The sequence below is a fragment of the Bacillus sp. 11B20 genome (assembly GCF_056098985.1).
Genome location: NZ_JBLZWZ010000005.1, coordinates 355,878 through 381,403, shown reverse-complemented (window position 1 = coordinate 381,403; position 25,526 = coordinate 355,878). Strand labels below are relative to the sequence as shown.

29 protein-coding genes are annotated in these 25,526 nt (G+C 42.6%); 3 read left to right on the top strand and 26 right to left on the bottom strand.

The window, feature by feature from the left end:
• Positions 1-94 precede the first annotated feature (94 nt).
• The 5 genes from lpdA to ACN6NB_RS02485 form a co-directional block, all read right to left on the bottom strand.
• Complete coding sequence (gene lpdA, locus ACN6NB_RS02505) at positions 95-1,474, bottom strand: dihydrolipoyl dehydrogenase (RefSeq protein WP_039176732.1); 1,380 nt, start codon at positions 1,472-1,474, stop codon at positions 95-97.
• A 16-nt stretch (positions 1,475-1,490) separates the two neighbouring features.
• Positions 1,491-2,624 (bottom strand): dihydrolipoamide acetyltransferase family protein, encoded by a 1,134-nt coding sequence (locus ACN6NB_RS02500; protein WP_126681957.1) that lies wholly within the window; start codon positions 2,622-2,624, stop codon positions 1,491-1,493.
• A gap of 17 nt (positions 2,625-2,641) precedes the next feature.
• Positions 2,642-3,679, bottom strand: coding sequence for an alpha-ketoacid dehydrogenase subunit beta (locus tag ACN6NB_RS02495; RefSeq protein ID WP_008346887.1), 1,038 nt, complete (start codon positions 3,677-3,679; stop codon positions 2,642-2,644).
• A 20-nt stretch (positions 3,680-3,699) separates the two neighbouring features.
• Entirely contained in the window at positions 3,700-4,677 is a 978-nt protein-coding gene (locus ACN6NB_RS02490; protein WP_064498168.1) for a thiamine pyrophosphate-dependent dehydrogenase E1 component subunit alpha, read from the bottom strand.
• Between the two features lie 200 nt (positions 4,678-4,877).
• Complete coding sequence (locus ACN6NB_RS02485) at positions 4,878-5,351, bottom strand: SprT family protein (RefSeq protein WP_099662930.1); 474 nt, start codon at positions 5,349-5,351, stop codon at positions 4,878-4,880.
• Between the two features lie 99 nt (positions 5,352-5,450).
• Here ACN6NB_RS02485 and cmpA point away from each other — a divergent pair, with 99 nt between their 5' ends.
• On the top strand, positions 5,451-5,585 hold the full coding sequence (gene cmpA, locus ACN6NB_RS02480; RefSeq protein ID WP_008346893.1) for a cortex morphogenetic protein CmpA: 135 nt from the start codon (positions 5,451-5,453) through the stop codon (positions 5,583-5,585).
• 19 nt (positions 5,586-5,604) lie between these two features.
• Here cmpA and ACN6NB_RS02475 read toward each other — a convergent pair whose 3' ends face one another.
• From ACN6NB_RS02475 to acpS, 14 genes are all read right to left on the bottom strand, one after another.
• Positions 5,605-7,764 carry a Tex family protein gene (locus ACN6NB_RS02475; protein ID WP_039176721.1) on the bottom strand — a complete coding sequence of 720 codons (2,160 nt, stop codon included), beginning with the start codon at positions 7,762-7,764 and terminating at the stop codon, positions 5,605-5,607.
• A gap of 76 nt (positions 7,765-7,840) precedes the next feature.
• Positions 7,841-8,440 (bottom strand): PP2C family serine/threonine-protein phosphatase, encoded by a 600-nt coding sequence (locus ACN6NB_RS02470; RefSeq protein WP_039176718.1) that lies wholly within the window; start codon positions 8,438-8,440, stop codon positions 7,841-7,843.
• Complete coding sequence (sigB, locus tag ACN6NB_RS02465; RefSeq protein WP_024427378.1) at positions 8,440-9,228, bottom strand: RNA polymerase sigma factor SigB; 789 nt, start codon at positions 9,226-9,228, stop codon at positions 8,440-8,442. The genes ACN6NB_RS02470 and sigB overlap by 1 nt, the downstream gene beginning before the upstream one ends.
• A complete protein-coding gene (gene rsbW, locus ACN6NB_RS02460; protein WP_039176716.1) occupies positions 9,194-9,682 on the bottom strand; it encodes an anti-sigma B factor RsbW in 489 nt (162 codons plus the stop codon). The genes sigB and rsbW overlap by 35 nt, the downstream gene beginning before the upstream one ends.
• Positions 9,679-10,008 carry an anti-sigma factor antagonist gene (locus tag ACN6NB_RS02455; protein ID WP_017358393.1) on the bottom strand — a complete coding sequence of 110 codons (330 nt, stop codon included), beginning with the start codon at positions 10,006-10,008 and terminating at the stop codon, positions 9,679-9,681. The genes rsbW and ACN6NB_RS02455 overlap by 4 nt, the downstream gene beginning before the upstream one ends.
• Before the next feature lie 59 nt (positions 10,009-10,067).
• Positions 10,068-11,075 carry a PP2C family protein-serine/threonine phosphatase gene (locus tag ACN6NB_RS02450; protein WP_039176714.1) on the bottom strand — a complete coding sequence of 336 codons (1,008 nt, stop codon included), beginning with the start codon at positions 11,073-11,075 and terminating at the stop codon, positions 10,068-10,070.
• A gap of 10 nt (positions 11,076-11,085) precedes the next feature.
• Positions 11,086-11,487, bottom strand: coding sequence for an anti-sigma regulatory factor (locus ACN6NB_RS02445; RefSeq protein ID WP_024425390.1), 402 nt, complete (start codon positions 11,485-11,487; stop codon positions 11,086-11,088).
• 2 nt (positions 11,488-11,489) lie between these two features.
• A complete protein-coding gene (gene rsbS / locus ACN6NB_RS02440) occupies positions 11,490-11,858 on the bottom strand; it encodes an RsbT antagonist protein RsbS (RefSeq protein WP_003214235.1) in 369 nt (122 codons plus the stop codon).
• 4 nt (positions 11,859-11,862) lie between these two features.
• Complete coding sequence (locus ACN6NB_RS02435; RefSeq protein WP_039176712.1) at positions 11,863-12,693, bottom strand: RsbT co-antagonist protein RsbRA; 831 nt, start codon at positions 12,691-12,693, stop codon at positions 11,863-11,865.
• 116 nt (positions 12,694-12,809) lie between these two features.
• Positions 12,810-13,160 (bottom strand): type II toxin-antitoxin system endoribonuclease NdoA, encoded by a 351-nt coding sequence (gene ndoA / locus ACN6NB_RS02430; RefSeq protein WP_024425388.1) that lies wholly within the window; start codon positions 13,158-13,160, stop codon positions 12,810-12,812.
• Between the two features lie 4 nt (positions 13,161-13,164).
• Complete coding sequence (locus ACN6NB_RS02425) at positions 13,165-13,446, bottom strand: hypothetical protein (RefSeq protein WP_003214273.1); 282 nt, start codon at positions 13,444-13,446, stop codon at positions 13,165-13,167.
• Between the two features lie 294 nt (positions 13,447-13,740).
• On the bottom strand, positions 13,741-14,922 hold the full coding sequence (gene alr / locus ACN6NB_RS02420) for an alanine racemase (RefSeq protein ID WP_058837377.1): 1,182 nt from the start codon (positions 14,920-14,922) through the stop codon (positions 13,741-13,743).
• A 140-nt stretch (positions 14,923-15,062) separates the two neighbouring features.
• Entirely contained in the window at positions 15,063-16,079 is a 1,017-nt protein-coding gene (locus ACN6NB_RS02415; protein ID WP_087975235.1) for an outer membrane lipoprotein-sorting protein, read from the bottom strand.
• A gap of 160 nt (positions 16,080-16,239) precedes the next feature.
• Positions 16,240-16,605 carry a holo-ACP synthase gene (acpS, locus tag ACN6NB_RS02410; protein ID WP_059376208.1) on the bottom strand — a complete coding sequence of 122 codons (366 nt, stop codon included), beginning with the start codon at positions 16,603-16,605 and terminating at the stop codon, positions 16,240-16,242.
• A 94-nt stretch (positions 16,606-16,699) separates the two neighbouring features.
• On the opposite strand from acpS, the gene ACN6NB_RS02405 reads away from it, so the two are divergent.
• Complete coding sequence (locus tag ACN6NB_RS02405; RefSeq protein WP_126681956.1) at positions 16,700-17,305, top strand: rhomboid family intramembrane serine protease; 606 nt, start codon at positions 16,700-16,702, stop codon at positions 17,303-17,305.
• A gap of 54 nt (positions 17,306-17,359) precedes the next feature.
• On the opposite strand, the gene ACN6NB_RS02400 is transcribed toward ACN6NB_RS02405, so the two are convergent.
• The 7 genes from ACN6NB_RS02400 to ACN6NB_RS02370 form a co-directional block, all read right to left on the bottom strand.
• Positions 17,360-18,856, bottom strand: a complete 1,497-nt coding sequence (locus tag ACN6NB_RS02400) for a PH domain-containing protein (protein WP_047202004.1) — start codon at positions 18,854-18,856, stop codon at positions 17,360-17,362.
• Positions 18,846-19,325 (bottom strand): PH domain-containing protein, encoded by a 480-nt coding sequence (locus ACN6NB_RS02395; protein WP_058837374.1) that lies wholly within the window; start codon positions 19,323-19,325, stop codon positions 18,846-18,848. Before ACN6NB_RS02395 ends, ACN6NB_RS02400 begins: the two co-directional genes overlap by 11 nt.
• Before the next feature lie 112 nt (positions 19,326-19,437).
• A complete protein-coding gene (gene cshA / locus ACN6NB_RS02390) occupies positions 19,438-20,937 on the bottom strand; it encodes a degradosome RNA helicase CshA (RefSeq protein ID WP_024427371.1) in 1,500 nt (499 codons plus the stop codon).
• A 165-nt stretch (positions 20,938-21,102) separates the two neighbouring features.
• Complete coding sequence (locus ACN6NB_RS02385; RefSeq protein WP_064498174.1) at positions 21,103-21,441, bottom strand: avidin-fold protein; 339 nt, start codon at positions 21,439-21,441, stop codon at positions 21,103-21,105.
• A 127-nt stretch (positions 21,442-21,568) separates the two neighbouring features.
• On the bottom strand, positions 21,569-22,261 hold the full coding sequence (locus ACN6NB_RS02380; RefSeq protein WP_058837372.1) for an alpha/beta hydrolase: 693 nt from the start codon (positions 22,259-22,261) through the stop codon (positions 21,569-21,571).
• An 18-nt stretch (positions 22,262-22,279) separates the two neighbouring features.
• Positions 22,280-23,644, bottom strand: coding sequence for a UDP-N-acetylmuramoyl-tripeptide--D-alanyl-D-alanine ligase (locus ACN6NB_RS02375; RefSeq protein ID WP_474253216.1), 1,365 nt, complete (start codon positions 23,642-23,644; stop codon positions 22,280-22,282).
• Positions 23,645-23,724: 80 nt separating this feature from the next.
• Positions 23,725-24,807, bottom strand: a complete 1,083-nt coding sequence (locus ACN6NB_RS02370) for a D-alanine--D-alanine ligase (protein ID WP_039176698.1) — start codon at positions 24,805-24,807, stop codon at positions 23,725-23,727.
• Positions 24,808-24,991: 184 nt separating this feature from the next.
• Between ACN6NB_RS02370 and ACN6NB_RS02365 the strand changes: the two genes are divergently transcribed.
• Complete coding sequence (locus ACN6NB_RS02365; protein WP_012008983.1) at positions 24,992-25,312, top strand: thioredoxin family protein; 321 nt, start codon at positions 24,992-24,994, stop codon at positions 25,310-25,312.
• The last annotated feature ends 214 nt before the right edge of the window (positions 25,313-25,526 follow it).

Genomic DNA, 25,526 nt, shown 5'->3' with positions numbered 1-25,526 from the left:
CCTCTGGGGGCTTTTTATCCATTATAGATAATTATAAAAGCGCTTTCAATTATTGGCTGACCCAGGGAATTCATTCGGATAAAATGTTTCTCTATCAGCAGTGCACCGCTCGTCCATTTGTTTGCAGCAAGGCTTCGTGTATCGCCTCAGAGAGTGTCGGATGTGCCGCAATAAACTGCTCTAATGTATCAGCTGTTAACTCTGTATGCATCATCACTGCCGCTTGTCCAATCAGTTCTGTGGCATTTGGCCCGATAATGGATACACCTAAAATTTCTTGATATTGCGGTTCGACAATGACCTTTACTTGACCTGCTGGCTGATTTAAAATGAGTGCTTTTCCATTAGCAGAAAAAGCGAATTTCCCTATCCGAATCTCCCCATATTGTTTTCTAGCACTCTCTTCATTTAAACCGACACTCGCGATTTCTGGAGACGTGTAGATGCACCTTGGAATCACTTGTTCATTGACCTTTACATCTTCACCTGATGCATGTGATGCCGCAATCGTTCCTTCATGAAAAGCAGCATGAGCAAGCTGAACACCGCCTGTCACATCACCGCACGCATAGATATGCGGGAGATTGGTTTGCATATGCTCATTGACGCAGATCCCGTTTCTATCAAATTCAATGCCGACCTGTTCAAGATTCAGCTCTCCCAGCCTCGGCTTTCTGCCAATGGCGACTAAACAATGATCGGCCTTGATGTCACAGCGCTCTCCATGTTCCTTCTCAACCACCACTTTTTTTGAGATTGCATCAAGCTGTTTGACTGTTGCTGATGTCAAAATCTCCACACCAGCTTTTTGAAGCTGATCGTGAAGACAGTTAGCGGTATCGTGATCTTCTTCAGGTAAAATGTGTGCTGCCTGTTCAACCATGACAACCTTTGATCCCATTCTGCTAAAGATGCTTGCAAACTCACAACCGATCACCCCTCCGCCAATGATACAAAGCGAATCTGGTATTGAAGGGAGCGTCATGGCATCCTTACTATCAATGATCCACTCCCTGTCAAATGGGGCGAAAGGCAAAGCAGCAGGTTCTGATCCTGAAGCAATAATGATTTGTTTTGCTTGAATGATTTCAGATGTCCCTTCACTTTCTATCAATAGCTCATGTGCCGAAAGAAATGATGCTTTCCCATTTAACACGCTGATTTTGTTTTTATTCATCAAATAACGAACGCCATCAGTCAGCTGCTTGACGACTGACCGCTTCCGCTTTTGAACGGCATCCCAATGAATGATAGGCTCCTTCCCTGGAAGCTCAATTCCAAAATGACCAGCTGATTTCACATGCTCGTACATATCAGCGCTTTGTAAAAGTGCTTTCGTTGGGATACAGCCTTCATTCAGGCAGGTACCTCCTAACAGGCCTTGGTCGATTAGTACAACCTCTCTGTCAAAACGGGCGGCTGTTATTGCCGCCACATATCCTGCTGGCCCGCCTCCTATAATGACAAGCGTCATTCATTTCACCTGCTTCCTATAAAAGAATGGATACTGGATTTTCTAAATACGCTTTAACAGTTGATAAAAATTGTGATGCCGGCGCCCCGTCCAGCACGCGATGGTCAAATGTCAGACTGAGTGGCAGGATCGTCCCTTTACATAATTCATTCCCCTGATAAACAGGCATTTGATCCGCTTTTCCAACGCCAAGAATACCTGCTTCCGGCGGATTCAAAATCGGGGTGAAATGTTCCACACCATAAGCACCTAGGTTAGTGATTGTAAAGGTAGAGCCTTCAATTTCATCGTGGAGAAGTTTGCCTTCACGTGCTTTTTTGCCATACGATTTGATACTCTTCGCCAGCTCAATAAGTGAAAGCTTTTCCGCATGCCGAATAACAGGCACTGCCAGCCCATGATCTAAAGCAGCAGCGATTCCAAGATGTACATGCTCAAAAGTTTCGACTCTATCATGTTGATATTGACTGTTCATTGCAGGGTGCTTTTGCAGAGAAAGAATCACTGCTTTGGCTACAAAATCGGTCATGGTTAATTTCATATCGTGTTGTGCTCCAGCTGTTTCGTTCAACTCAGACTGTAAAGCTGTAAGTTTTGTCACATCCGCTTTCATCGTTATTGTTAATTGTGCACTTGTTTGCAGGCTTTCCATCATTCGCGAGGCAATGGTTTTCCGCATCATGCTGACTGGCTGATGCTTTGTTGGTTCATTGTGTTGTTTTTCTTTTTCATCAGGAAGTGCCCGAAGCACATCCGCTTTCGTGATTCTCCCATCTGGACCTGTTCCCACTAGTGTATGAATATCCAAATTAGCACTTTGAGCAATCTTACGTGCAACAGGGGAGATTTTTATTCTCTCTTTCTTTTGTTTTGGCGGCAGGTCTTTTTCTTTCTTTTCCTCGACCTGTTCATTTCCTTCACCGATATAGCAGATGACCGTGCCAGGCGGTACACCTTCTCCCTCAGACACTTTTATATCCAATATAGTTCCTTCTGCAGGTGATTCGATCTCCATTTCAATTTTTTCAGAGTTGATGCTTGCAATGCTTTCCCCTTTATTCACGGTCTCTCCGATCTCTTTATTCCAGACAGATACCGTTCCTTCTTTCATTGACATGCCCAATTTCGGCATCACAACCTCGACAGCCATCTCCCTCTCTCCTTTCTTTAGTTCAAGATCTTGTCATGACTTTTTCCAACCATCTCTAAGACAGTGTTCACAACCTTATCAGGTGTCGGCAAATATATATCTTCAAGCGGTGGTGAAAATGGGACCGGTGTATGAGGAGCCGTCACTTTTTTGATTGGAGCGTCGAGTAAATCGAAGCCTTTATCCGCAACCAGAGAAGAAATATCTGCGGCAATTCCGCACCTCGGATTTGCTTCATCCACAATGACAAGCCGATTCGTTTTCTCTACTGAAGTCAGAATGGCCTCTTCATCGAGCGGTGACAAGCTTCTAGGATCAATCACCTCGGCTTCTATTCCTTGGGCAGCTAATTGTTCTGCTGCTTCGAGTGCTGTATGAACTTGTTTGCCTACTGCAAAAATGGTCACATCTGAGCCTTCTCTTTTCACATCTGCTTTGCCAAGCGGCAGCGTGTAATATCGCTCCGGAACATCTCCTGTAATATTGTAAAGCGTTTTGTCTTCAAAAAAGATGACAGGGTCCTGATCCTCGATGGCTGCTAGTAGCAATCCTTTGGCATCGTATGGTGAAGAAGGCACCACCACTTTCAATCCAGGGATGCTTGTAAATAGCGCATACAAGCTTTGCGAATGCTGAGCAGCTGCTCTAAAACCCGCTCCATGTGTCGTTCTGATCGTGATTGGCACCTCTGCTTTTCCGCCAAACATGTATCGAAATTTAGCCCCTTGATTCAGCACTTGATCCAGACAGGTGCCGATAAAATCATTAAACATGAGTTCTGCAATTGGCCTTAGCCCTGTGGAAGCAGCTGCCATGGCCGCACCTACATAGCCAGCTTCACTAATCGGTGTGTCAAGGACTCGCTCACGTCCAAACTCCTGAACGATTCCTTTCGTTACACCGAGCACGCCGCCCCATGCTTCATCATCTTGTAAGTGATCTACATGAGCGCCTCCAGCAACATCTTCCCCCATTAAAATGACATCCTCGTCTCTTCTCATGGCAAGCTTAATCGCTTCATTCAATGCACTAGACATGCTGATTTCTCTTGTCATTTTCCTCTCCTCCTTCTGATTTATTGATACGAAACATACACGTCGGTCAATAATTCGGTCTGATCTGGATATTCACTTTCTTCACTGAATTGAACGGCTTCATCTATCGCTTCAGTTACTGCCGCTTCAATATTTGATAGCTCTCCATTCGTCAGCAGCTGCTGCTTGATCAATTCATTTTTAAAAAGAGTGATCGCATCCCTCTCTTCTTGATGTTCTGTTTTTTCTTGATTGGTTTTGTAACGCTGGGCGTCTCCTTCGAAATGGCCATAATTCCGATATGTCATGCATTCAATCAATGTCGGACCTTCTCCATTTTTCGCTCGTTCAATTGCTTGTTCTGCGGCTTGATAAACGGCCATCACATCTTTTCCGTCTACTTGAATCCCAGGAATGTTATAACCGGCCGCTCGATCGACGATTGATTTGCAGCTTGAAGCATAGGAAAATGGTGTCGCTTCTCCGTACCCATTGTTTTCTGCGATGAAAATGACGGGCAGTTTCCAGATGGCCGCGAGATTGATTCCTTCGTGGAAAGTCCCTTGATTGTTTGCACCATCCCCAAAAAAGCAAACGCTTACATTTTCTGTCTTTTTATATTTGGCTGTGAGGGCTGCCCCGCACGCAAGAGGAAAGCCCCCTCCAACAATTCCGTTGGCACCAAGCATTCCTTTATCAAAATCTGCAATGTGCATGGATCCGCCTTTGCCTTTACAAAGACCTGTGGCTTTCCCATAGATTTCTGCCATCATTCCTTTTAGATCACAGCCCTTCGCTATACAGTGGCCGTGGCCGCGGTGGGTACTTGTAATGCTGTCTTTTTCATTCAGATGTGCACAGACTCCTACGGCAACAGCTTCTTCGCCAGCATAAAGATGGACAAACCCCGGCAAGATTCCTTTTGTAAAAAGCGCGTGTACTCGATCTTCAAATTGGCGGATTTCCTGCATTTTTTGATACATCCATACGGCTTTTTCTTTAGTCAATGCCTTTTCCATTTGGTAAAACCTCCTATCCTTTTTTGCTTGCACTACTATACAAGCAAAAATCGTGCCAACATGAAGATACATGAACACTTAGGCTTTGACCGAATCACACCGATGAAAAAAGAGACAAAATGAGACATGCGTCTCTTTTTGTCTCCATATGTCCACACATCTATTGGAATAAAAAAAGCATCCCCTTAGAGGAATGCTTATCATAATGAATCGGTTGTGCTCTGCCACTTTAATTTCCCTTTGCAGACGCCGCATACATAACGAGAGGTATCAAACCGTCTTTTTCTGATAAAAGACCGGCCGCATCCTGTGCAAATGTATTCATGGCGTTTCCCCACACGTCGCTTCTTTTGTACGGTCTTAAGCGGTGTACAAAAACGCGGGGCTTCTACTTGTTTTAATAACGCTTTAAAATCACGGTCGCGATGCTGATAGCCCTTTCCCTCAAGATGTAGATGATAATGACACAGCTCATGCTTGATGATCCCGATTAATTCTTCTCGTCCATGCTCCTCTAGGTATCGGCGGTTCAGTTCGATATTGTGTGTACCAAGTAAATATCGCCCGCCTGTCGTTTTTAACCGTTCATTAAAAACAGCCTGATGGCGGAATGTCTTGCCAAAGAACTGCTGGGAAATGTGCTCTGTTAACTGCTGTAACTCTCTCTCGTTCAATCAAGATCGTTCCTTTCTATAAAAACCTCGAACGGGACAATTTCCCCTATGCATACATTGAAGATACACCCACTGTTTCGATCAAAGGAGGAATGGGCGATGCCCAACTGGCTGAAAAATCAGATGCAGAAGGCATTTTATGAGAAAAATCATTATCAAATCAAATTGCTGAATCAATGCTGGTACTTTTATAGAAAAAAACATTCAGTCACATCAAGGCACACCCCATCCTAAGGTGCGCCTCGTTTTTTGTTTACTCTGGTTTCAGCATGGAGAGGGCAACGCGGCCTTTTGCCTGGTCAACCGAGTCCACCCAGACGGTCACAATGTCACCAACTGATACAACGTCAAGCGGATGCTTCACAAAACGATTGCTTAGTTTGGAAATATGCACAAGCCCATCCTGCTTTACGCCAATATCAACGAATGCGCCAAAGTCTACGACGTTTCTTACCGTTCCTTGCAGCTCCATTCCTTGCTTCAAGTCTTCCAATTTCAATACATCTGTTTTGAGCAGCGGTTTTGGTACTTCATCCCGCGGATCACGCTCAGGTCTTGTGAGCTGATCGATGATATCTTGCAGTGTAATTGTCCCAATATCTAGCTGTTCTGCTGCTTCGTCCAGTTTCACTTCAGCAATTTTCTCTTTTAACTGCTCTGTGCCAAGATCGTCTGGCGTCATGTTGATCATGCGTAAAAACTGTTTTGTTTCTTTATAGCTCTCTGGGTGAATGCCTGTACGGTCAAGCGGATCTTGTCCGTCTGTAATACGCAAGAAACCGATACACTGCTCATATGTTTTAGCACCGAGCCTTGGAATATCCTTCAATTCTTTTCTGCTTGTGAATCTCCCAATCTCTTCGCGCCTTTTGATGATATTCCCAGCGACGGCTTTTGAAAGGCCTGACACATATTGCAGCAGCGCCTGTGAGGCTGTATTGACGTTTACACCAACTTGGTTGACGACTGTTTCTACCACAAAGGTTAACGAGCTGTTTAATTGCTTCTGGCTGACGTCATGCTGGTATTGGCCCACACCAACAGACTTCGGATCAATTTTCACGAGCTCTGCTAAAGGATCTTGTAATCTTCTAGCGATTGAAATGGCGCTTCGTTCTTCAACTTGCAGATCTGGAAACTCTTCTCGCGCAAGTGCAGATGCGGAGTATACACTTGCTCCTGCTTCATTCACGATCAAATAGGACACCGGCTGATCCAGCTCTTGAATCAAGTCTGCAATGAATTGTTCTGTCTCTCTTGAGGCTGTTCCGTTTCCAATCGCAATGACTTCAATGTTCGATGATTGAATGATCTCTTTCACTTTTTGTTTCGCTTCCGCTTTTTTCTGCACGGGCGGATGCGGGTAAATGACGCCAATATGATGGACTTTGCCTGTATCATCCACGACGGCTAATTTGCAGCCTGTCCGAAATGCGGGATCGACTCCAAGTACACGCTTCCCTTTCATCGGCGGTTGAAGCAGCAGTTTTCTTAAGTTTTCAGCAAAAATATGAATCGCTTGTTCCTCTGCTTTTTCTGTCAACTCTTTTCGTATTTCTCGTTCGATGGAAGGCTGAATGAGACGTTTATATGCATCATCGATTGCTGCTTCAATAAACGGTCTCGCCGTCGTCTGTTTGCCTTTTAGAACTTGTTTGTCGAGATAGAAGCGAATATTTTCAGCAGGTGGTTCGATGGCTGCCTTTAAAATGCCCTCTTTCTCCCCACGGTTGACCGCTAGTACACGGTGCGGGACAATCTTTTTGATTGGCTCTTGATAATCGTAATACATTTCATAGACGTTTTTCTCATCGCTTTCGACGTCTTTTCCTGATGTGACCAGACTGCCCTTTTGGTACGTTTCACTGCGAATCCATTTTCGCATATCAGGATCATCTGCCAGTTGTTCAGCAATGATGTGCTGCGCACCCTCAAGTGCCTCTTCTACATTCGTCACTTCTTTTTCTTCATTCATAAAAGCAGCTGCCTTCTTCTCGATCTGATCGCTTGGCAGCGTGAGTAAATATTCCGCCAGCGGCTCCAGCCCTTTTGCTTTGGCTACATTCGCTTTTGTTTTGCGCTTTTGTTTGAATGGCCGGTATAAATCTTCGACCTCTTGCAGTTTATGAGCTTGTTCAATTTTCTGTTTTAATTCATCGGTTAGTTTGTCTTGTTCAGCAATTAAGCGAATGACTTCTTCTTTTCGATTCGTGACATTTTGGATATATGTATAGCGCTCTGAAATGGTTTGAATTTGCACCTCATCCAGTGAGCCTGTCTGCTCTTTCCGATAACGGGCAATAAACGGGACGGTGTTGCCATCCTCTAAAAGCTTGATCACACTTTCAATTTGTTTCGTTGAAAGCTTTAATTCTGTCGCAATTTGTTTCAATAAAAAGTCAGATGTCTTCATACTTTGCATCCTCTCACTGTGTCTTCTCTTTTAGTGTATCAAAAAAACCGGCAAAACAGAAAAAAGGTCAGCTATTTTACGTGAGCTGACCAAGTACATAGGTGAGATCGTCCTTTTTGTCTTGTGTGTATGTTTCAAGCTGTTTGGCGATGTCTTCAACTGAATGTCCATGCTTTAAACACATGCGCATGTTTGGCACATTCAGTCCGTCTGAATACATAATGAATATCGATCCTTTTTCGTAGGAATAGGTGTATGTTTTATATTTTCTAGGTTTCCCTGATAAGTATCCTGATGTCGGAAGTGGATAAATATAGTCGCCAGAAGGTGCATTCAAGATAAAACGAATATTACCAACCGAACAATAGGTAAATTGCTGCTGGGAAAAATTCACCTTTAAGATCGCAGCTGTGGCACCGCGTTTATTTTTCATGGCCTGATTGCATCTGTCGATGAGGGTCGCCACATCCTCATGTCCATATTCTTCGACAATTTCGCTGACTAAAGAAGATGATTCATTGGCGTACTGGCCGCTGCCTAATCCGTCTGCTACAGCACAAATTAGTTCTTCATCATCTGCTTTAATAAAAAAACTGTCCCCGCAGCATGGTTTTCCTTCTTTATTCGATTGATAGATAATGGCGTTTACATGCTCATGCTGTTCAATCTGTTTCATTACCCTAGCTCCATAGACGCATCTTCTGATAATGCATCTCGCAGTTTTTTCACTGCCTTCCGCTGCAGTCTCGATACATGCATTTGGGATATGCCGAGTAAATCGCCTGTCTCTTTCTGACTCTTATTTTGCAAGTAAGTCAGATTGATAATCTCTTTTTCTCTATCCGACAGCACATGAAGCACACTCTCAAGCATCATTTTTTGATTCACACGTTCGTAGCCTTCTTCCTGTGAGCCGACAACGTCTAAAATCGTCACAGTACTTCCTTCAGAATCAGCCTCTACGCCTTGGTCAACAGACAGTGCTTGATAGCTTTTGCCCATCTCCATAGTTTCAAGTACTTCTTCTTCTGTTACATCCAGATATTCTGCAATTTCTTGGACTTTAGGTGATTTCTGTGTCTCTGTTGTCAAATGATCGACTGCCATTTTGATTCTTGGTCCAAGCTCTTTGATCCGCCTTGGTACATGGACACTCCATGTCTTATCTCGTAAAAAGCGTTTGATTTCCCCGATGATGGTTGGAATAGCAAAGGCTTCAAATGATTTACCGACGAGCGGGTCGTATCGTTTAATGGCGCCAAGTAAACCAATCATTCCAACTTGTCTGAGGTCCTCATGAAAGCTTTTTCCTTTAGAATATTTTTTCGCCAGCATATCAACCAAGTTTGTATAGCATTCGACCAGCGTGAGCTGCGCCTGCTCGTCTTGATTGGTTTGATAGCTTTGGATGAGGCGATCTACTTCATCTTTAGTTAGTTTCATAGTTTTGGATGGTTGTGTCATGGTCAACTCGCTCCCTGTTTAAAAACTTTGTCATCGCCACGGTAACTCCGGAGTTTGCTTGCACCTCGACTTCATCCATCAATGTTTGCATTAAGTATAAACCAAGACCTCCTTCTGCCAATTGATCCACCGTATGAGCAGATGTGTACGGTCCCAAGTCTTCCTGTTTTTGCTTAAAGTCAAAGCTACCGCCTTTGTCAGCGACAATGATTTCTAGACGATCCGCGTAGACAAGAAAGCGAACAGCTACCTCTCCATCTTCGCCGTCTTCACCTTTGTAGGCATGCTGAACTGCATTTGTACAGGCCTCACTGACGGCAATTTTTAAGTCTTCAATCTCTTCATAGGCATAGCCCATCCGGCTCGCTACACCTGAAAGAGTCAAACGAATGATGCCTACATATTCTGGTTTTGCCGGTATTTTCATCTCGATTAGATCTACTGATTCGTTCATTGTACCCCACCCTCTGACTTTGCAGAAATGTCAATGATGTCCTTTAATCCAGTGATTTCAAACAACCTTACAAGCCGTTCTGACAAGTTCTCAAGCTTTAATGTTCCACCTGCTTTTTGAGCCGCTTTAAACAGCCCAACGAATACACCTAAACCTGTACTATCCATATACGTAACATCCTTTAGACAGATTTCAAGATGCTCTCCCGCCTCTGCTTTAGGCATGAGCGTTTCTCTTAGCTGAGGAGCGGAGTACACATCGATTTCTCCGCTGACACTGATTTTCGTTTTTTGATCTATTTGATGCTCTTTTACAGACATATTCATTATGCATTCACCTCGAAATTCTTGTTTCCTAAAGTTTTATATACCCGCATGTTCACTTTCTAAACCTTTCTTTTGAGAACAAGTAAAGTAAAGTCATCGTGCAGCTGAAAATCCTGCAGTTTGAGTAAGCTGGCGTAGATGGCATCCACCATTTCTTGAGCTGAGTAGGATAGGTGCTCTGATATGAGTGCTTTGATGTCTTCCCGCTCTAGGAAACCGTCCTCTGACTTGGATTCTGTGACCCCATCAGAGAATAAGATCACCATGTCTCCTATGTCTAAATGCTTCTCATACTGTCTGTAATCAAAGTCTGGTGCAATCCCGAGGACAAGCCCTTTCGCTTCTAAATCGTAAAATTTGTCCTCTTTTTTGCAATAGAAAAAGCCCGGCTCATGACCAGCCGATGCGTATTTAAACTCATGCGTTTCTTTATTATAGCTGCCATAGAACATCGTGATAAACATACTTGGATCTACATTTTGCTCGACTACACGATTCAGGGTTTTCAGTACCTTTGTTGGGCCGCTCCCTGACTCTGGTAAGGAATCCATCGCATATTTAATCATCGACATACAGAGCGCTGCCGGGATTCCCTTTCCAATGACATCTGCGATCGCGATATTGATTGTATCGTGATCCGTTACAAAGTGGTAATAATCTCCACTCATCTGTTTTGCCGGTACACTAATCGCACCAATATCAAAGGTATCTCCTTCTGGAATTTTCGTTTCCAGAAGGGTTTGCTGAACATTTGCAGCAATTTCGATTTCAGATTTTATTTCTTGCTGGATGCCTCTGAGTGTTAAATGTTCTTGGTAAGCAAGTCCGTACCCAATCATGACTTCAATTAAGAAGTCTAGTGAATGAAAAACATCTTCCGGCAAATCAGGGTAAAGCTCCTGAATCACTTTTCGGTGAACACTCACTATTTCTTCAGGAGGTATTTGATGCTCAATGGTTTTACGGCTAAATTTTTGAGCTTGATAAAGCGATGTTTCAGTTAAATCACTGATATAACGACTGAGCAGCTGATGGTACCGCTGCTCCATTACCTCCTTAAAATCCATGGTTTCCCTCCTAGCGAAGCCACTTAACAGCTTGTATCTCCGTTCCTTGTTCTGGTGCAGAGTCTAATTTAAATTCATCCATCAGTCTTCTGACACCCGGAAGACCTGCTCCGAGTCCGCCTGATGTTGAAAATCCGTCTTCCATTACTTTACGTATATCCATGATACCCGGGCCCTCATCGGCTGCGATGACTTTGAGTCCACGCTTTCCGCGCTCCATCACTTCGTCTATACAAATCTGACCTTTACCAGCGTATAAATAGATGTTTCGAGCTAATTCTGAAATGGCCGTCGTAATTCTTGCTTGGTCAACTGTTCCAAATCCAAGTTCTTTTGCAACATTGCGCCCCAATTGTCTTGCTGCGACTATGTCCCATTCCGTCAATATTCTTACACAGGATTGGTCTTTCATATCTATTCCCCCAATTCCCGCTTCAGTGTCTCAAGCCCTTGTTCAAGATCTAGTGCTGTCTGAATTTCTTCAAGCGATATTCCAAGTTCAATCAGCGTCACAGCGACTGCTGGCTGTATTCCTGTTAATACAACTTTTGCCCCCATGAGCTTGGACATCGTGATGACATCGCCTAATACCTTTGCAATAAAGGAATCAATCATGTCGACGGATGTGAGGTCAATGACAACACCGTTTGCTCCTGTTTCATGAATTTTATTCAGCAAGTCTTCTTGAAAGTGGAGAGCTGTCTGATCATCAAGCTCCCACTGTATTGAAATCAGAAGACAGTTATATAGTTTTAAGATTGGAATCTTCGGGTGATTTCTCACTAGGTTATCCCTCCAATGAAACAATTTTTCGATTTGTCATTTCCAAAGCAGTTTGAATTCCTTTTTGAAGGGTATTCTTTGTTGTAACTTGAGATAAATCAATTCCAAGGTTCACAATGGTTTGGGCTATTTCTGGGCGAATACCGACAAGCAAACACTTCGCACCTACTAATCTCACAGCCTCAGACGCTTGAATGATATGGTGGGCTACCATTGTATCAACAACAGGGACACCCGTAATATCAATTAAGACGACCTGTGAGCGATGTTTGACGACACCATTGAGCAGGTTCTCCATAATTTTTTTCGCACGATCTGTATCAATTGTTCCAACAAGCGGCATGACGGTGATGTGCTCAAATACAGGGATCAGCGGGGCAGAAAGTTCCTGCAGCGCAATTTTTTGAAGGCTGACTGTTTTCTCCCATGAGATGGAATACTGGTTTAAGATCTCGTTATGAATTGGTGTGATGAATTGGTCGATTTGCCAGATGAGGTCATGACTTTCTTCTGTTGTATCTTTGTCATCGTTCATTTTTTGATATAAATGTGTACGGATTTCAGTTAGACCATTTGCCAGTAACTTAAGTGATATACCCATTTGAACAATGTTTAAAGCAAGAGTTTGCACTTTTTCTTCAAAATCCTCATTATACCCCTCTGAAAGAGATGTAATGATTAGTTGAACATATTCCGAACAGATGGTTTCATACATTTTGTCGTTCAGCATCATGTCCGTTTCTTTTTCTCCGAGTCGTCTAAAAATGTCCGTCCACTCTTTTTGTAATTCCTCTTGATGCTCCCTTGCGAAAGCTAACACGATATGATTCGACATGTTTTACCCCCTACGTACATAAACAGCACTTCTTTTAGTCTTTCTTCATTATAACGTTAATAAAAATTGAACACAAAAAAAAGTTGCTCTCAAGAGAGCAACCAAATCTCACCATATTAAAAATCAATAAGAGCCAAACTAACTTGTAAGGCTTCATCAACCTTCTCCATCATCTCATCATCAAGATGTGTGATTTTATCTGTCAATCTTTGTTTATCGATTGTACGAATCTGCTCCAAGAGAATGACAGAATCTCGTTCAAAGCCGTAGCGCTTTGCATCAATTTCGACGTGAGTCGGTAATTTCGCTTTTTGTATTTGGGCTGTTATGGCTGCAACGATAGCAGTCGGGCTGAAGCGATTTCCAATGTCATTTTGAATCACCAATACTGGGCGAACCCCGCCCTGCTCGGAGCCAACAACAGGAGATAAATCAGCAAAGTAAACATCACCGCGTTTAACAATCAAATGTTTAACCCCCGCTGACTAATCGCTCAACTGTATTCTCAGCCTCAAATTCTGCGTATTGTGCCTCTGAAGAGATATTCAGATTAATTTTCGCCATCTCCATGTAGCCGCGTCTCATCGATTCACGATTTTGTCGAATATTACGTTCACGAATATACGTTTTTGTCGCTCGGTAGATCAATTCATTTCTTGTTACCTTATCCTGCTCTGCTACTCGTTCGATTTCAGACATCAAAGCCTCCGGTAGTCGAATCTTCATTTCGTTTGTTGCGCTGGATTCAGACAAAAAACATACACCTCCACAAAACTTACGGATACCGTTTCGATCCATTCCAAGACTAATCATACCATTATTCAATGCGCAAGCAAAGCTGTTTTTTCATGATTTCTTATTAGAACATGAAGCGGCTGTTCACCCGTAAATCAAAGATGATAATGGAGTTCCTCTTTCACATTATACGCTTTTTTCCGAAAATCATACGGTATTTCCAAAATCTCTAAAAAAGGGAGAATGTTTACCCCTTCTTTGTAGAATAAAAAGGAACGATGTCAGTTTGACGATCGTTCCTGTGAAAGCTGTTTAGAAAAAGCTTGGCCCGCCTTGAAGCAGCGGATTCCACACATGCACCCTTTTGCCGTCCTCTATATATACTCTTGGGACGCGGTGTCCAATGGAGCATGTGACTTCATAGTTAATGGTTTCAAGCCTTTTTGCAATTTCATCGACTGATACCATTTCTTCACCTTGTCCACCAATCAAAACGACTGGCTCCCCTACTGGAAGGTTCTCTTTCAGTTCAACCATGAATTGATCCATACATACCCTTCCGGCAATCTTCCGGCGCTTTCCGCCAACAAGTACTTCCGTACCTGCCAGCTTCCGGATCCACCCGTCTGCATAGCCGACTGGTACCGTACCGATCCACGTATCTTGATTAGCTGTATACGTCGCCCCATAGCTGACACTCTCACCCTTTTGAATGAGCTTTACATGGGCAAGCTTTGTATGAAGCGACATGGCTTCTTCCAGCTTGAAAGGAAGTTCATCTTTGATTTCCTCTGACGGCGACAGCCCGTACATACTGATGCCGAAGCGAACCATATTAAATAAAACTTCTTTAAACCTTAATCCTGCTGCACTATTGGCACAATGAACAAGCAGTTTTTCCGTATGAAGCGGCTGAAGCAAGGTTTGAAAGGTGTCGACCTGCCGATCAAAATAGTTCTCATCCTTTTCATCCGCGGTCGCAAAGTGAGTAAATACTCCTTCCAGCTGTAAATAAGAATGCTCGCTGACAAGCTTCTTTACTTCATTCACTTGCTCTAACGTTTTCACACCTAAACGGTTCATTCCGCTGTCTATTTTCAAATGAAAACGAATGGGTTGTCCCATCTGCCCTTTCACCATATCGACGACTTCCCTCAGCCACCTGGTGGAGTAAGCGGTCATAATTACATTGTATCGAACAGCGGTTTTGACATACTCCGGCGGTACTGCGCCGAGTATAAGAATCGGTGCTTTGATACCTTTATTTCTTAAAGAAATGGCCTCATCTAAAAAGGCTACAGCTAACAAGTCTGCACCTGCTTTGAGGGCAGCTCTTGCCACTTCTATATCTCCATGTCCATATGCATTGGCTTTCACAACAGCCATCAGTTGAACATTTTGACCGATATGATCTTTCATATGTGAAACATTGTGCTTGATTGCTGTTAAATTAATTTCTGCCCATGTGTCTCTATAAAAGGCATTTGTGTCCATCAGTCACACTTCCCTATTGAATGATTCAATCCCCTCATATGATACTAAAAATCAAGAATAATGTGAAACAAATCAAAGAAAATCAGCCCTTGCACAGGGCTGATGCTTCAATTATTAGGCTTTCGGCCTGAGAACCTCATTTATTTAGCTGACTGGCCTTCTACACTCTTTGCGACCATCAACAGCTCTTCCTTCGATAGATCACTTGAGGAAATTAAGTAGTCAACTCCGTCAGAAGTCCATGAGAGAGATTGATCTGTCAGAACCCCTACTGTCATACCAAGATCGACCGGCTCGCCGTTCATCGTGACAGGCGTAGATGCTTCCGCTACTCTCGCTTTTTCCTGGATGAGTGTGAAGGATTTCTTGCCGCCGTACGTAATCACATAACGCTTCCCAGCATCTGTTGTCATTTCTTTCTCTTCCATCTTCTTCACGCCTTCTGGCATATCAACTGGTGTTTTCACCGCAAAGCTGTCAGATGGGTCTGCACTTGTGGCAACATCCATTTGAGAGAGTGTCATGTTTTTCTTCTCATCAAATGCATCTTTGTCAAAGGATTTATTGAATTCAAAGTGAGAGAATTCCACTTTCACCATTGGCTTTTTGTCGCTATCCAGCACTTTTACACTGGCAGGCGCCATTGTTTTCTTATGAAAGGTAATCTCTTGGGTAGGCAGCATTTGATTGTGCTGATAATTGGTCTTCGTTTCGAACACATACTTAGACTCTTTCGCTTTGAACTGAGCTGCACTGTCATTCTTAATGTCCTTCACGAGTGATTCGAATAAATAGACTTGACTGCTATTATTCGGCCAATCGCTATGGAAACGGAAGCTCTTGTTCAATGAAGGTGTCAGCACAAACACACCATTGCCGTTTCTTAAAATGACTTGACTCTGATCCTTTTTCGGATTTTCTAAATAGACACGGTAAAGCTCCGGCTTTTTGTACCAAATTTCTACCTGGTACTCCTGCGGGTCATTTCCTGTCTCAATGGTCATTTTTGCTTTGGCTTTGTATGATGTCATTTCCTCTGCCTTTTTGTTTAAATCTCCAACGATATCCTGCTGAGATTTTTGACCGCATGCGGAGAGAATCAGTACAAAAAGGATTCCCGTTACAAGCAAAACAAAGCTTTTTCTCACCCTTTTCAACCCCTTCGTTAATTGTGTTAAAAGGAAGAAACCGCTTGTTTGACTTTAACAGTACGCCTCAAGAGTTAACTGCGTACCGCGAACCATCAAAGCCTGTTAGCAACTCGCCCTTCCTTATCGCACTACCCAATATATGAAGGGGGGACAAACAATATGCAGACTAGCTTGACAACCTTTCAATTAAAACTTGTGCAGCAGCATATTCCTTTGTATGAGTAATGGACACATGAACCTGATCTCCCTCCGCTTTCTCGCTTTTGATGAAGGGTTTTCCATTATCGTCTTTTTGAATGTCTATGTCATGAAAGCTTAAATACTGACCGATTCCGGTTCCATATGCTTTAGCGAAAGCTTCCTTTGCCGCAAAACGTCCTGCCAAAAATTCCAGCTGTCTTTTTTCACTGAGTGTACGAAAGACATCCTGTTCACTTAAAGTCAAAATGCGTTCTGGTAAACGGGGCTGTCTGCTGAGCACTCGCGATAGTCTGTCGATCTCTACAATATCAATGCCTATTCCTTTGATCATGAGGTACCTCCTATGATACTCGTACTAATTTGAGTGTTCTCTTCATAAACGTGTTACTATAAACTTACCATTATCTAGTCAAAAGGGGTTTGTTATGTTTATTCGAACGGAGAGCTTTCAACAATTTATTAAATCGTATCCAATCGTAACAGCGATCCTCGCTTTACAAATCGGCCTGTGGCTTATATTTGCGATTCCTATCCCTATTATACAGCTTGGACAGGATCATCTCGTCGGTTTCAACTATGGTGTAGCGGCTGGGGAATGGTGGCGGCTCGTCACACCTATTTTTCTCCACGGAAGTCTCACGCATATTTTATTTAATTCTATGTCCCTTTTCTTATTCGCCCCAGCGCTTGAACATTTGCTCGGGAAGGTTCGATTTTTAATCATTTATCTTGGAGCAGGGTTCATTGGCAATCTCGGGACCTATTGGGTGGAGCCTTTAGAGTATGTACACGTTGGCGCTTCTGGTGCGATCTTTGGTTTGTTTGGAGTGTATCTATACCTTGTCCTATTTAAACCGCACATGATGGACCGCGGCAATTCACAAGTGATTTTAACGATTCTTGCTGTTTCTGTCATCATGACCTTCGTCAATTCGAATATCAATATCATGGCTCACTTATTTGGATTGATCGGCGGTATGATTCTAGCACCTATTACGCTGTTCTTCCATTCGAAAAAAAGACGCTATTAATCTCATAAAAAATGTCGATCCCTCCTTGAGCTGGAGCTGATCGACATTTTTCGTTTAAGACGATTGATTTTTTTCATACGAATACCAATCAAATACACGTGCAGCATCTTCTTCCTCAAGGTGATGCACACCAAAGGAATCAAGCAGCGCAGAGGATTTCACAAAGGTGTGAATACTTGCGACCCGGCCTTTCTTTTGGAAAAAGGATTGCGTCATCGTATAGTTTTGCATTCGTTTTCTCAAGACAATGCCAGTGGTCTTGCCAATGCCTCTTGATGTCAGTTGAATCAATGAATCTTTGATTGTATATCCTGATTGTTTATAAGCTAAATAGCCAAAGAATAGAGCAAGCGGTAACGGAATGAGTCCCAAATACCCCCATGGTGGAAAGCGTACCGACAGGATGACACCTACAAGTAACGGCACAAAGCCATATGAGATCAGGTAGCGTTTGAGTGAACGCTTTGGCACCTTTTTCAGCTCAGTTTCTGGTGCTACATGATAATGATCCGTGAATTGGGACAGCAATTCATTTATTTTTTTCTTCCGAATGAGCGGAAATAAGACGGAAGAGGTTTCTTTCTCTGTAATCGAACCTCCTGCACTAACAAGCATCACTGTCGCAAAGCCAAAAGGCTCACGGATAATATTCTCTTTGATCTTCACTGCTTGAATTCTCGCAAGTGGAATGGTCATTTGATGTCTCTCGATGAGTCCTCTTGTAATGATGATGTCATTCCCTTTTCGTTTTGCAGCAAAATTCGCATACTGAAGCGCTGTTACCCCAACACTCAGGATCCACGCGATCAATACGGCAAGAAATATCAAAATCGCATAAATTTCAACGCTCGCATGACTTAAAAAAGAGAACTTCTTGAAGAACCCGTCCAAAGGGAGAATTTCATCTATTTGCGTGTAGATGGCAAGACACCCAGATATAATGACCCCGATACCGCTTGAAGTGGTCGCAGCCAAAAGTAATTCTGGCACACCCATACGGTAGGAGACATTGATTTCTTCCTGCACAGGTTTCTGAGCAGTCAAATGGCCATGCAGATCTCCTGCTTCATCCGTCATTTCTTCTTCCTGCAAGCGTTTCTTCCGGTTGAAAATCGACCGCTTTAATTGTTCTGCTTCTGCTTTAGTAATAGCGGTAAGGCTCACTTCTGGACCATCCGTTCCGCCTGCCGTTTCGATTTGGACCCGTACTAAACCAAAAATCCGCTGGAAAATGCCTTCACTTGTATTGACTGTTTGAATTCGTTCTAATGAGATATATTTTTTCTTTTTCGTAATTACGCCCGATTCCACACGAAATTCATCGTCTTCCATCCGGTAGGTGAATCGTCTCCATTCTAAAATGGTATAAACGGCTTTCCATAAAAGAAGCACACCAAGAATGATAAATGCATAAAAGCGGATGCTCGAATTCGAGTTCACAAAAATCAATACGAAAAAAGGGATAATGAAGTTTTTAATCATGGATACAGCATCTGATATAAAATCAATGAACATCGAGATAGGATGTACACGTTTTGGTTCAGACATCATCTTCCGTCACCCTTGCTAAACGAGATATGTAATCACGAAGCTCATCTGCCTCTTCTAATTCTAGCGCCGGTATATCATGAACTGTGGCAGCAGTCGAAATTTGAACAGAGGCTAAACGGTAGCGCCTTAAGAGCGGCCCTTGAGATGTATCAACATGCTGAACACGAACCATCGGCACAATCACACGTGTGACACGAATGAGTCCATGCTGTATTTCAATTTCATTTTCGAATACTTCGTAGCGCCAGATGTGATGGCGGATTTTTGGTATGAGCCAAATGCCAAAGATGACCTGTAAGACCCATAAACCAGAAAGGATCGCTCCAATCCAATATGGCCATTGTAAATAGTAGCTAGTAACAAATACCCCAATGATGATGAGTAAGAAAATCAATGAGATAATTCCATTTTGAAGACGCCATACCTTTAAACCATTTAGACTAATTTGACGTTGCGGCTGTTTTCTCACATTCTTCCCCCATTCTCTTACTTTTCTATCAATATATTACGTAACAAAGCCTAAAAAGTTTCAATTTTAGCCTGTTAAAAAAAGCGAACCCTGCAAAGGATTCGCTCTTGTATTAGTTGTTATAAGATTTCTTTTGACGACGATCGTTAGAAGAACGATTGCGGTCATTTGAAGAACGCTTTTTATCACCATAAGATGAACGGCTGTTCTTGCCTTTTCCACGGTAGCCTCCGCCACCGCCGCCGTCTCTGCGTTTAGAAGAGCTGCGGTTGTTACGATGACGTTTTGAAATCATTGGTGCTTCATCTGTCAAACGAACAGGCGTTGCATCCGGCTCTTTTGTCATCATTTTGATGGCAGCCGCAACCACTGTTACAGAATCATGATCTTCCAGCAATTCAGCAGCAGCTGTCATGTAGAAGTTCAAGTTGTTTTCACTGATGATCGTGCGTAGACGGTCAACTGTTACTTGCTGTTGTCCTTCAATTGCCTCATCAAGTGTAGGTTCTTTCATACGATCCATTTTACGTTTAGTCGTTTGCTCAATCGCACGAAGCATATCTTTTTCACGTGGTGTGATGAATGTCATCGCCATACCTGTACGTCCAGCACGTCCAGTACGTCCAATACGGTGTACATAGCTTTCTGGATCTTGCGGCACGTCGAAGTTATACACGTGTGTGACGCCTGAGATATCAAGTCCACGTGCTGCAACGTCTGTTGCGACAAGCACATCGATTGAACCTTCTTTGAATTTACGAAGCGCAACCATACGTTTTGCTTGAGTCAGGTCACCATGAATTCCTTCAGCTGTATAACCTCTTAGGTTAAGTGCTTCAGTCAATTCGTCAACACGGCGTTTCGTACGGCCGAAGACAATTGAAAGCTCAGGTGATTGAATGTCAAGAAGACGAGTCAATGTATCAAACTTCTTACGTTCGTGAATATCCAAATAGAACTGTTGGATGTTAGATACAGTCATTTCTTTCGCTTTTACTTTTACGTGTTCTGGGTTTGTCATGAAACGCTCTGCAATGCGCTTAATTGGTGCAGGCATTGTCGCAGAGAATAAAAGTGTTTGGTGTTCACTTGGTACATTTGAAAGGATCGCTTCAATGTCTTCGATGAAACCCATGTTTAGCATTTCGTCTGCTTCATCTAGCACGACTGTTTCAACATTTTGAAGACGCATTGTACGACGGTTAATGTGATCGAGTAAACGTCCTGGAGTCCCTACGATGATATGAGGATTTTTCTTGAGCGAACGGATTTGACGGCCGATATCTTGTCCACCGTAAATCGGAAGTACGCGTGCACGCTTGTCTTGGCCGATTTTATATAGCTCTTCAGATACTTGAATCGCTAATTCTCTTGTTGGCGCAATGATAATCGCTTGGATATTTGGAGACGCTGGGTCGATTTTTTCAACCAGAGGAATACCAAATGCTGCAGTTTTTCCTGTACCTGTTTGTGCTTGTCCGATGACATCTTTATTTTGAAGACCAAGAGGAATCGTTTCTGCTTGAATCGGTGTTGCTTCTTCAAATCCCATGCGGTTAATAGCCTTCATGAGACTTTCGCTTAATTGAAAATCTTGAAACGTTATAGTCAATTTATTCAAACTCCTTCTAATTGCTGTTTCAGTAATCTCGTGAATGATCATTAAAAACTGCCCTTTTCTGAAAGGACAGGTCCATTATATACAAAGCCCGAATTACCCTACCTTATATCTTACCATTACACTATTTGTTTTTCAACAAGACAGAAATGGATATATCTACTGCTCTACAATGACAGATTCACCTTCACTTTGATCTCCGTCCATCCATTTCCACTTTTCAAACAGTTGAATTTTTCCGTTATCCAGCTGCTTAGGAGTGGAGTCGCAAGACCCGCTTCTTATGCCGCCGTCCTTGCTTACATGGTGGTATCTAAAATGAAGTGTTCCATCCTCATTCACAGTTCCTACAAGTACGCCAGATATAATACTGCCGCCTTGATATGTGCCCGTTAATATATTCCCGTCCTGACGATATTGAAATATGGTTCCTGCTGATACTTCTCCGTTACTCGAATTAGACTGCGGGACAAAGGTTTTTCCGTCATATTGAAACAACCGAATCAACCACCTTTTCTTTCCTATTGTACCATAGGCCTGTCACTCATTCGACAAAAATGATGCAAATTTTAACAAGTGGGATTCAATTTATATTAGTTTAGCCACATTTTAGCTTTTCTATATATTAAATTGCTTTTTTTAGAAAATGTTCTACTTTCTCAAACAATTGCTGGGCACATGGCTCATGGCAAACATGATGTTTACAATCCGGCAAATAAAACATTTCTTTCTGGCGAGACGGGACTTTATGATAAATAAATTCTGCACTTGAAGCAGGCACAATCCCGTCGCTTTCACCTTGAACAATTAACACAGGCAGATGAAGCTTCTCAAGCGAATTCTTCGTTTGCTTTACCAGCTTCATAAATTCTATCGCAGCTGACAGCGGCGTGCTTGTGAGCTTATGGCGATATCGATCATATAAAGGGTTTGTATCAACGATCCCTGACAGGGACTCCTTTACCATCTGCCGTGTGTCTTGCATCATTTGTTTTGGGTTCACATATTTGGCCGCAGCACTTAAAAGGACAAGGCGGGCAACTGGGTACTTCGCCGCTAAGTAAGAAGCAATCATTCCGCCCATAGAAAAGCCGACCAAATACACGGTGTCACAAGTCCGGTAAAGGGATAGAAGTTCGAGTTCAGCTGTCGCTATCCATTCTTGATAAAGAATGCCTTTTAACTGCAGCTCATCCCCATGCCCTGGAAGCGTGACAGACTGCACATTCCAATCTGCCGCCTGTTTTAAATATTGCGCCAGCGGTTCTACTTCATAAGGGGCACCAGTAAAACCGTGAATACATAAACAGCCAATCATTCTGTCACCTTCTCACTTTTATAGTGCAGTAATGACTTCTTCCAATCTCATACCGCGTGAGGCTTTGACAAGCACAACATCGTCAGGCCCTGCCACTTCAGCTAGTTTTTTCTTCAGGTCCTCTTTGTCCATAAAGGAGAATACGTGCTCAGCCCCGAATGATTTTTTCGCTCCTTCAGCAATAAATGCACCTAGGCGGCCATACGTCATGACATGATCAATAAATTCTGGCTTGATGTAACGGCCAAGTTCATAATGATACGTTTCTTCTTCGCTGCCCATTTCGAGCATATCTCCAAGTACAAGAATACGGTTGGCAAAGCCGTCCATATCCCCCACAAGATCAATGGCCGCTTTCATTGAAGTCGGACTTGCATTATACGCATCATTGATGACGGTGATTCCCTTGTCTGTTTTAAACAGCTCAAGCCGCATCCCTGTCAACTTCGTTTGCATCAGTCCTTGGGCAATTTGTCTTTCATTCAGCCCAAAATGCTGACCTATTGCAATAGCAGCAAGTGCATTCTTCACATTATGTTTCCCTAATACAGGAATGAGAAAACCCTGGGCATACCCTTCTACTTGAAATTCTGTTCCTTCTGCAAGCTGGTTGATGTGCGTTACCTTGATATCACAGTCCTCTGGTTCTCCAAAGGTTTTTACACGCTGAGAAAGTGAACTTGATCTTTCTCGAAGCAATGGCTCATCACCTAGGTAATAAAAGACGCCGTCTTCTTTTAAGCCTTTTACGATCTCATATTTTGCATCGGCAATGGCTTCTCTTGATCCTAAATCTTGCATATGAGATTCCCCGATATTTGTGATGACTGCTGCATCCGGCTCAGCGAGGTCTGATAAAAATTCGATTTCGCCTTTTGCACTCATACCCATCTCCAAAACCGCAATATCGGTTCCTTCTGGCATTGCAAGAATGGTGAGCGGAAGACCGATATGATTATTAAAGTTACCGTCTGTTTTATGAACTTGATACGCTGTTTGCAAGACGGAATGAATCATGTCTTTTGTTGTGGTTTTCCCATTACTTCCTGTAATACCGACAACACGAGGATTTTCTTCTTTTAAGTATGATTTCGCCAGCTGTTGAAGCGCAGCTAGTGTATCCTCTACAAGAATAACAGGAACGCCTTCTGGCGGATTGGCTTCTTTTTGATTCCATAGAACAGCTGATGCTCCAAGCTCTACTGCTTTTGAAGCAAATGTGTGACCGTTAAAATGTTCTCCAATAAGCGGGATAAACAGTGCGCCGTCTGATACTTTTCGTGTATCTGTTGTCACTCCGTGAATCTGCTCTTCGCCAAAAGCTTGATTAGATAGGGTTCCACCAGCCATTTGGGCGATTTGTTTCACTGTACGTTTGATCATGATTTTTCGCCTCTCTTTCTCATTTCACGTTTGAAGGAAAAGAGACACTACCTAAGGATAGTGTCTGCTTGCTGCTCACATTAAAAAGTTGTTTTAATGGTTTGTTTTTCTTGATGGCGTTCAATTGCAAGTGACACCAGCTTTTCAATCAACTCTGGATACTCTACACCAGTGTGCTTCCAAAGTAATGGGAACATACTAAAAGGTGTGAATCCAGGCATTGTATTCACTTCATTGATCAACACTTCACCTTTTTCTGTAAGGAAGAAGTCTGCACGTACGAGACCAGATCCATCAAGGGCTTTAAATGCCTTAATTGCCATGTCATGAATCGTCTTATATTCATCCTCTGACACACTCGCAGGAATGATCAAATCTGTATCGCCATCTTCATATTTTGCTTTGTAATCATAAAAATCTGTTTTAGGTGCAATCTCACCAACGACAGAGCATTTTGGCTCATCATTGCCTAATACACCAATCTCAATTTCTCTTCCAACAACGCCTTCTTCTACGACCACACGACGATCATATTGGAAAGCGAGGTCGAATGCAGTCTGCAGCTCTTCTTTGCTGCGGCATTTGCTAATTCCAACACTTGATCCCATATTGGCAGGTTTCACAAAGCATGGATAGCCAAGTACTTGTTCCACTTGTTCTAAGCTTTCTGTTGTCGCTTTCTCAAAGTCTTTTTTATTGAAGGAAAGGTGCTTTGCTTGTGCAAGTCCTGCTTGTGCAAAAACATCTTTCATCATGACTTTATCCATACCCGCAGCAGACGCAAGAACGCCGTTGCCGACATACGGGATATTTAACAGTTCAAGTAATCCTTGCATTGTGCCATCTTCTCCATTAGGTCCGTGCAGCAACGGGAAGACAACATCAATTTTCTCATCAACCGTTGCAGGCTGTGGAAACATGCTTTCATTTAAAGAAGTTGGTAAAAACGTCTTTGCGTTCTGTTCAAATTGAAGCATTTTGACGTTTGATACTGGTTCAGTGAGTTTTTCTCCTCTTAACCATTCACCCTCTTCTGTAATATAAATTGGATGTATATCGAACTTCTCAGTGTTAAGTGCTTTTGTAACTGCAAGGGCTGTTTGCAGTGATACATTATGTTCGGCTGACTTTCCGCCGTAAATCAATCCTAAACTTATTTTCAATGGATACTCCCCCCACTAAAATTCATCTTTACTATCTTATCACTTTCAAGCAAAAATGCTCTAATTAATTTTTGTTGTTACGTAATTGAAATGATTTGTAAAGGTTGTAAGCGCCTCCCGAGCATTTGTATGTCATTCGCCTTAATTTTATATTAAAATGACATTGAAAAGGAGTTGTGACAAATTGAAAAAAATCACAAGTACTGAACAATTCAATGAAATAATTCAATCAGACAAAGAAGTCATCGTTAAATTCTTTGCAACATGGTGTCCTGACTGCACAAGAATGGACATGTTCATTCCAGACATCCTAGAAGCTTATGCTCACCATGAATGGTTTGAAATAAATAAAGATGATTTCCCTGAATTAGCGGAAACGTATCAGGTAATGGGTATTCCAAGCTTGTTAATTTTCAAAAATGGTGAAAAAACAGGGCATTTACACAGTGCAAACGCAAAATCGCCTGAAGAAGTGACAGAGTTTCTTCAAGAGCACGTTTCTTAATTGAAGGACATCAGCAAACTTTTGCTGGTGTCTTTTTTCTTTTTTAATCTCTTCATAAGACGAGCTTCGCAGCCAAAACGTTTCAAATTGATGTTTTCCCTTACGACAAGTCATGACAAAATTATTTCCTGGGAAAGAATGCAGCGTCGATACAGCTTGGAATATGTCGGTTACGTGAATTTTCTGAATTGAATCTTTACTTATGACATTTGTC

Coding starts and splice junctions, on each gene's coding strand:
- lpdA (WP_039176732.1), bottom strand. CDS start 1,474: ATGACGCTTGTCATTATAGGAGGCGGGCCAGCAGGATATGTGGCGGCA.
- ACN6NB_RS02500 (WP_126681957.1), bottom strand. CDS start 2,624: ATGGCTGTCGAGGTTGTGATGCCGAAATTGGGCATGTCAATGAAAGAA.
- ACN6NB_RS02495 (WP_008346887.1), bottom strand. CDS start 3,679: ATGACAAGAGAAATCAGCATGTCTAGTGCATTGAATGAAGCGATTAAG.
- ACN6NB_RS02490 (WP_064498168.1), bottom strand. CDS start 4,677: ATGGAAAAGGCATTGACTAAAGAAAAAGCCGTATGGATGTATCAAAAA.
- cmpA (WP_008346893.1), top strand. CDS start 5,451: ATGCCCAACTGGCTGAAAAATCAGATGCAGAAGGCATTTTATGAGAAA.
- ACN6NB_RS02475 (WP_039176721.1), bottom strand. CDS start 7,764: ATGAAGACATCTGACTTTTTATTGAAACAAATTGCGACAGAATTAAAG.
- ACN6NB_RS02470 (WP_039176718.1), bottom strand. CDS start 8,440: ATGAAACAGATTGAACAGCATGAGCATGTAAACGCCATTATCTATCAA.
- sigB (WP_024427378.1), bottom strand. CDS start 9,228: ATGACACAACCATCCAAAACTATGAAACTAACTAAAGATGAAGTAGAT.
- rsbW (WP_039176716.1), bottom strand. CDS start 9,682: ATGAACGAATCAGTAGATCTAATCGAGATGAAAATACCGGCAAAACCA.
- ACN6NB_RS02455 (WP_017358393.1), bottom strand. CDS start 10,008: ATGAATATGTCTGTAAAAGAGCATCAAATAGATCAAAAAACGAAAATC.
- ACN6NB_RS02450 (WP_039176714.1), bottom strand. CDS start 11,075: ATGGATTTTAAGGAGGTAATGGAGCAGCGGTACCATCAGCTGCTCAGT.
- ACN6NB_RS02445 (WP_024425390.1), bottom strand. CDS start 11,487: ATGAAAGACCAATCCTGTGTAAGAATATTGACGGAATGGGACATAGTC.
- ACN6NB_RS02435 (WP_039176712.1), bottom strand. CDS start 12,693: ATGTCGAATCATATCGTGTTAGCTTTCGCAAGGGAGCATCAAGAGGAA.
- alr (WP_058837377.1), bottom strand. CDS start 14,922: ATGGACACAAATGCCTTTTATAGAGACACATGGGCAGAAATTAATTTA.
- acpS (WP_059376208.1), bottom strand. CDS start 16,605: ATGATCAAAGGAATAGGCATTGATATTGTAGAGATCGACAGACTATCG.
- ACN6NB_RS02405 (WP_126681956.1), top strand. CDS start 16,700: ATGTTTATTCGAACGGAGAGCTTTCAACAATTTATTAAATCGTATCCA.
- ACN6NB_RS02400 (WP_047202004.1), bottom strand. CDS start 18,856: ATGATGTCTGAACCAAAACGTGTACATCCTATCTCGATGTTCATTGAT.
- ACN6NB_RS02380 (WP_058837372.1), bottom strand. CDS start 22,261: ATGATTGGCTGTTTATGTATTCACGGTTTTACTGGTGCCCCTTATGAA.
- ACN6NB_RS02375 (WP_474253216.1), bottom strand. CDS start 23,644: ATGATCAAACGTACAGTGAAACAAATCGCCCAAATGGCTGGTGGAACC.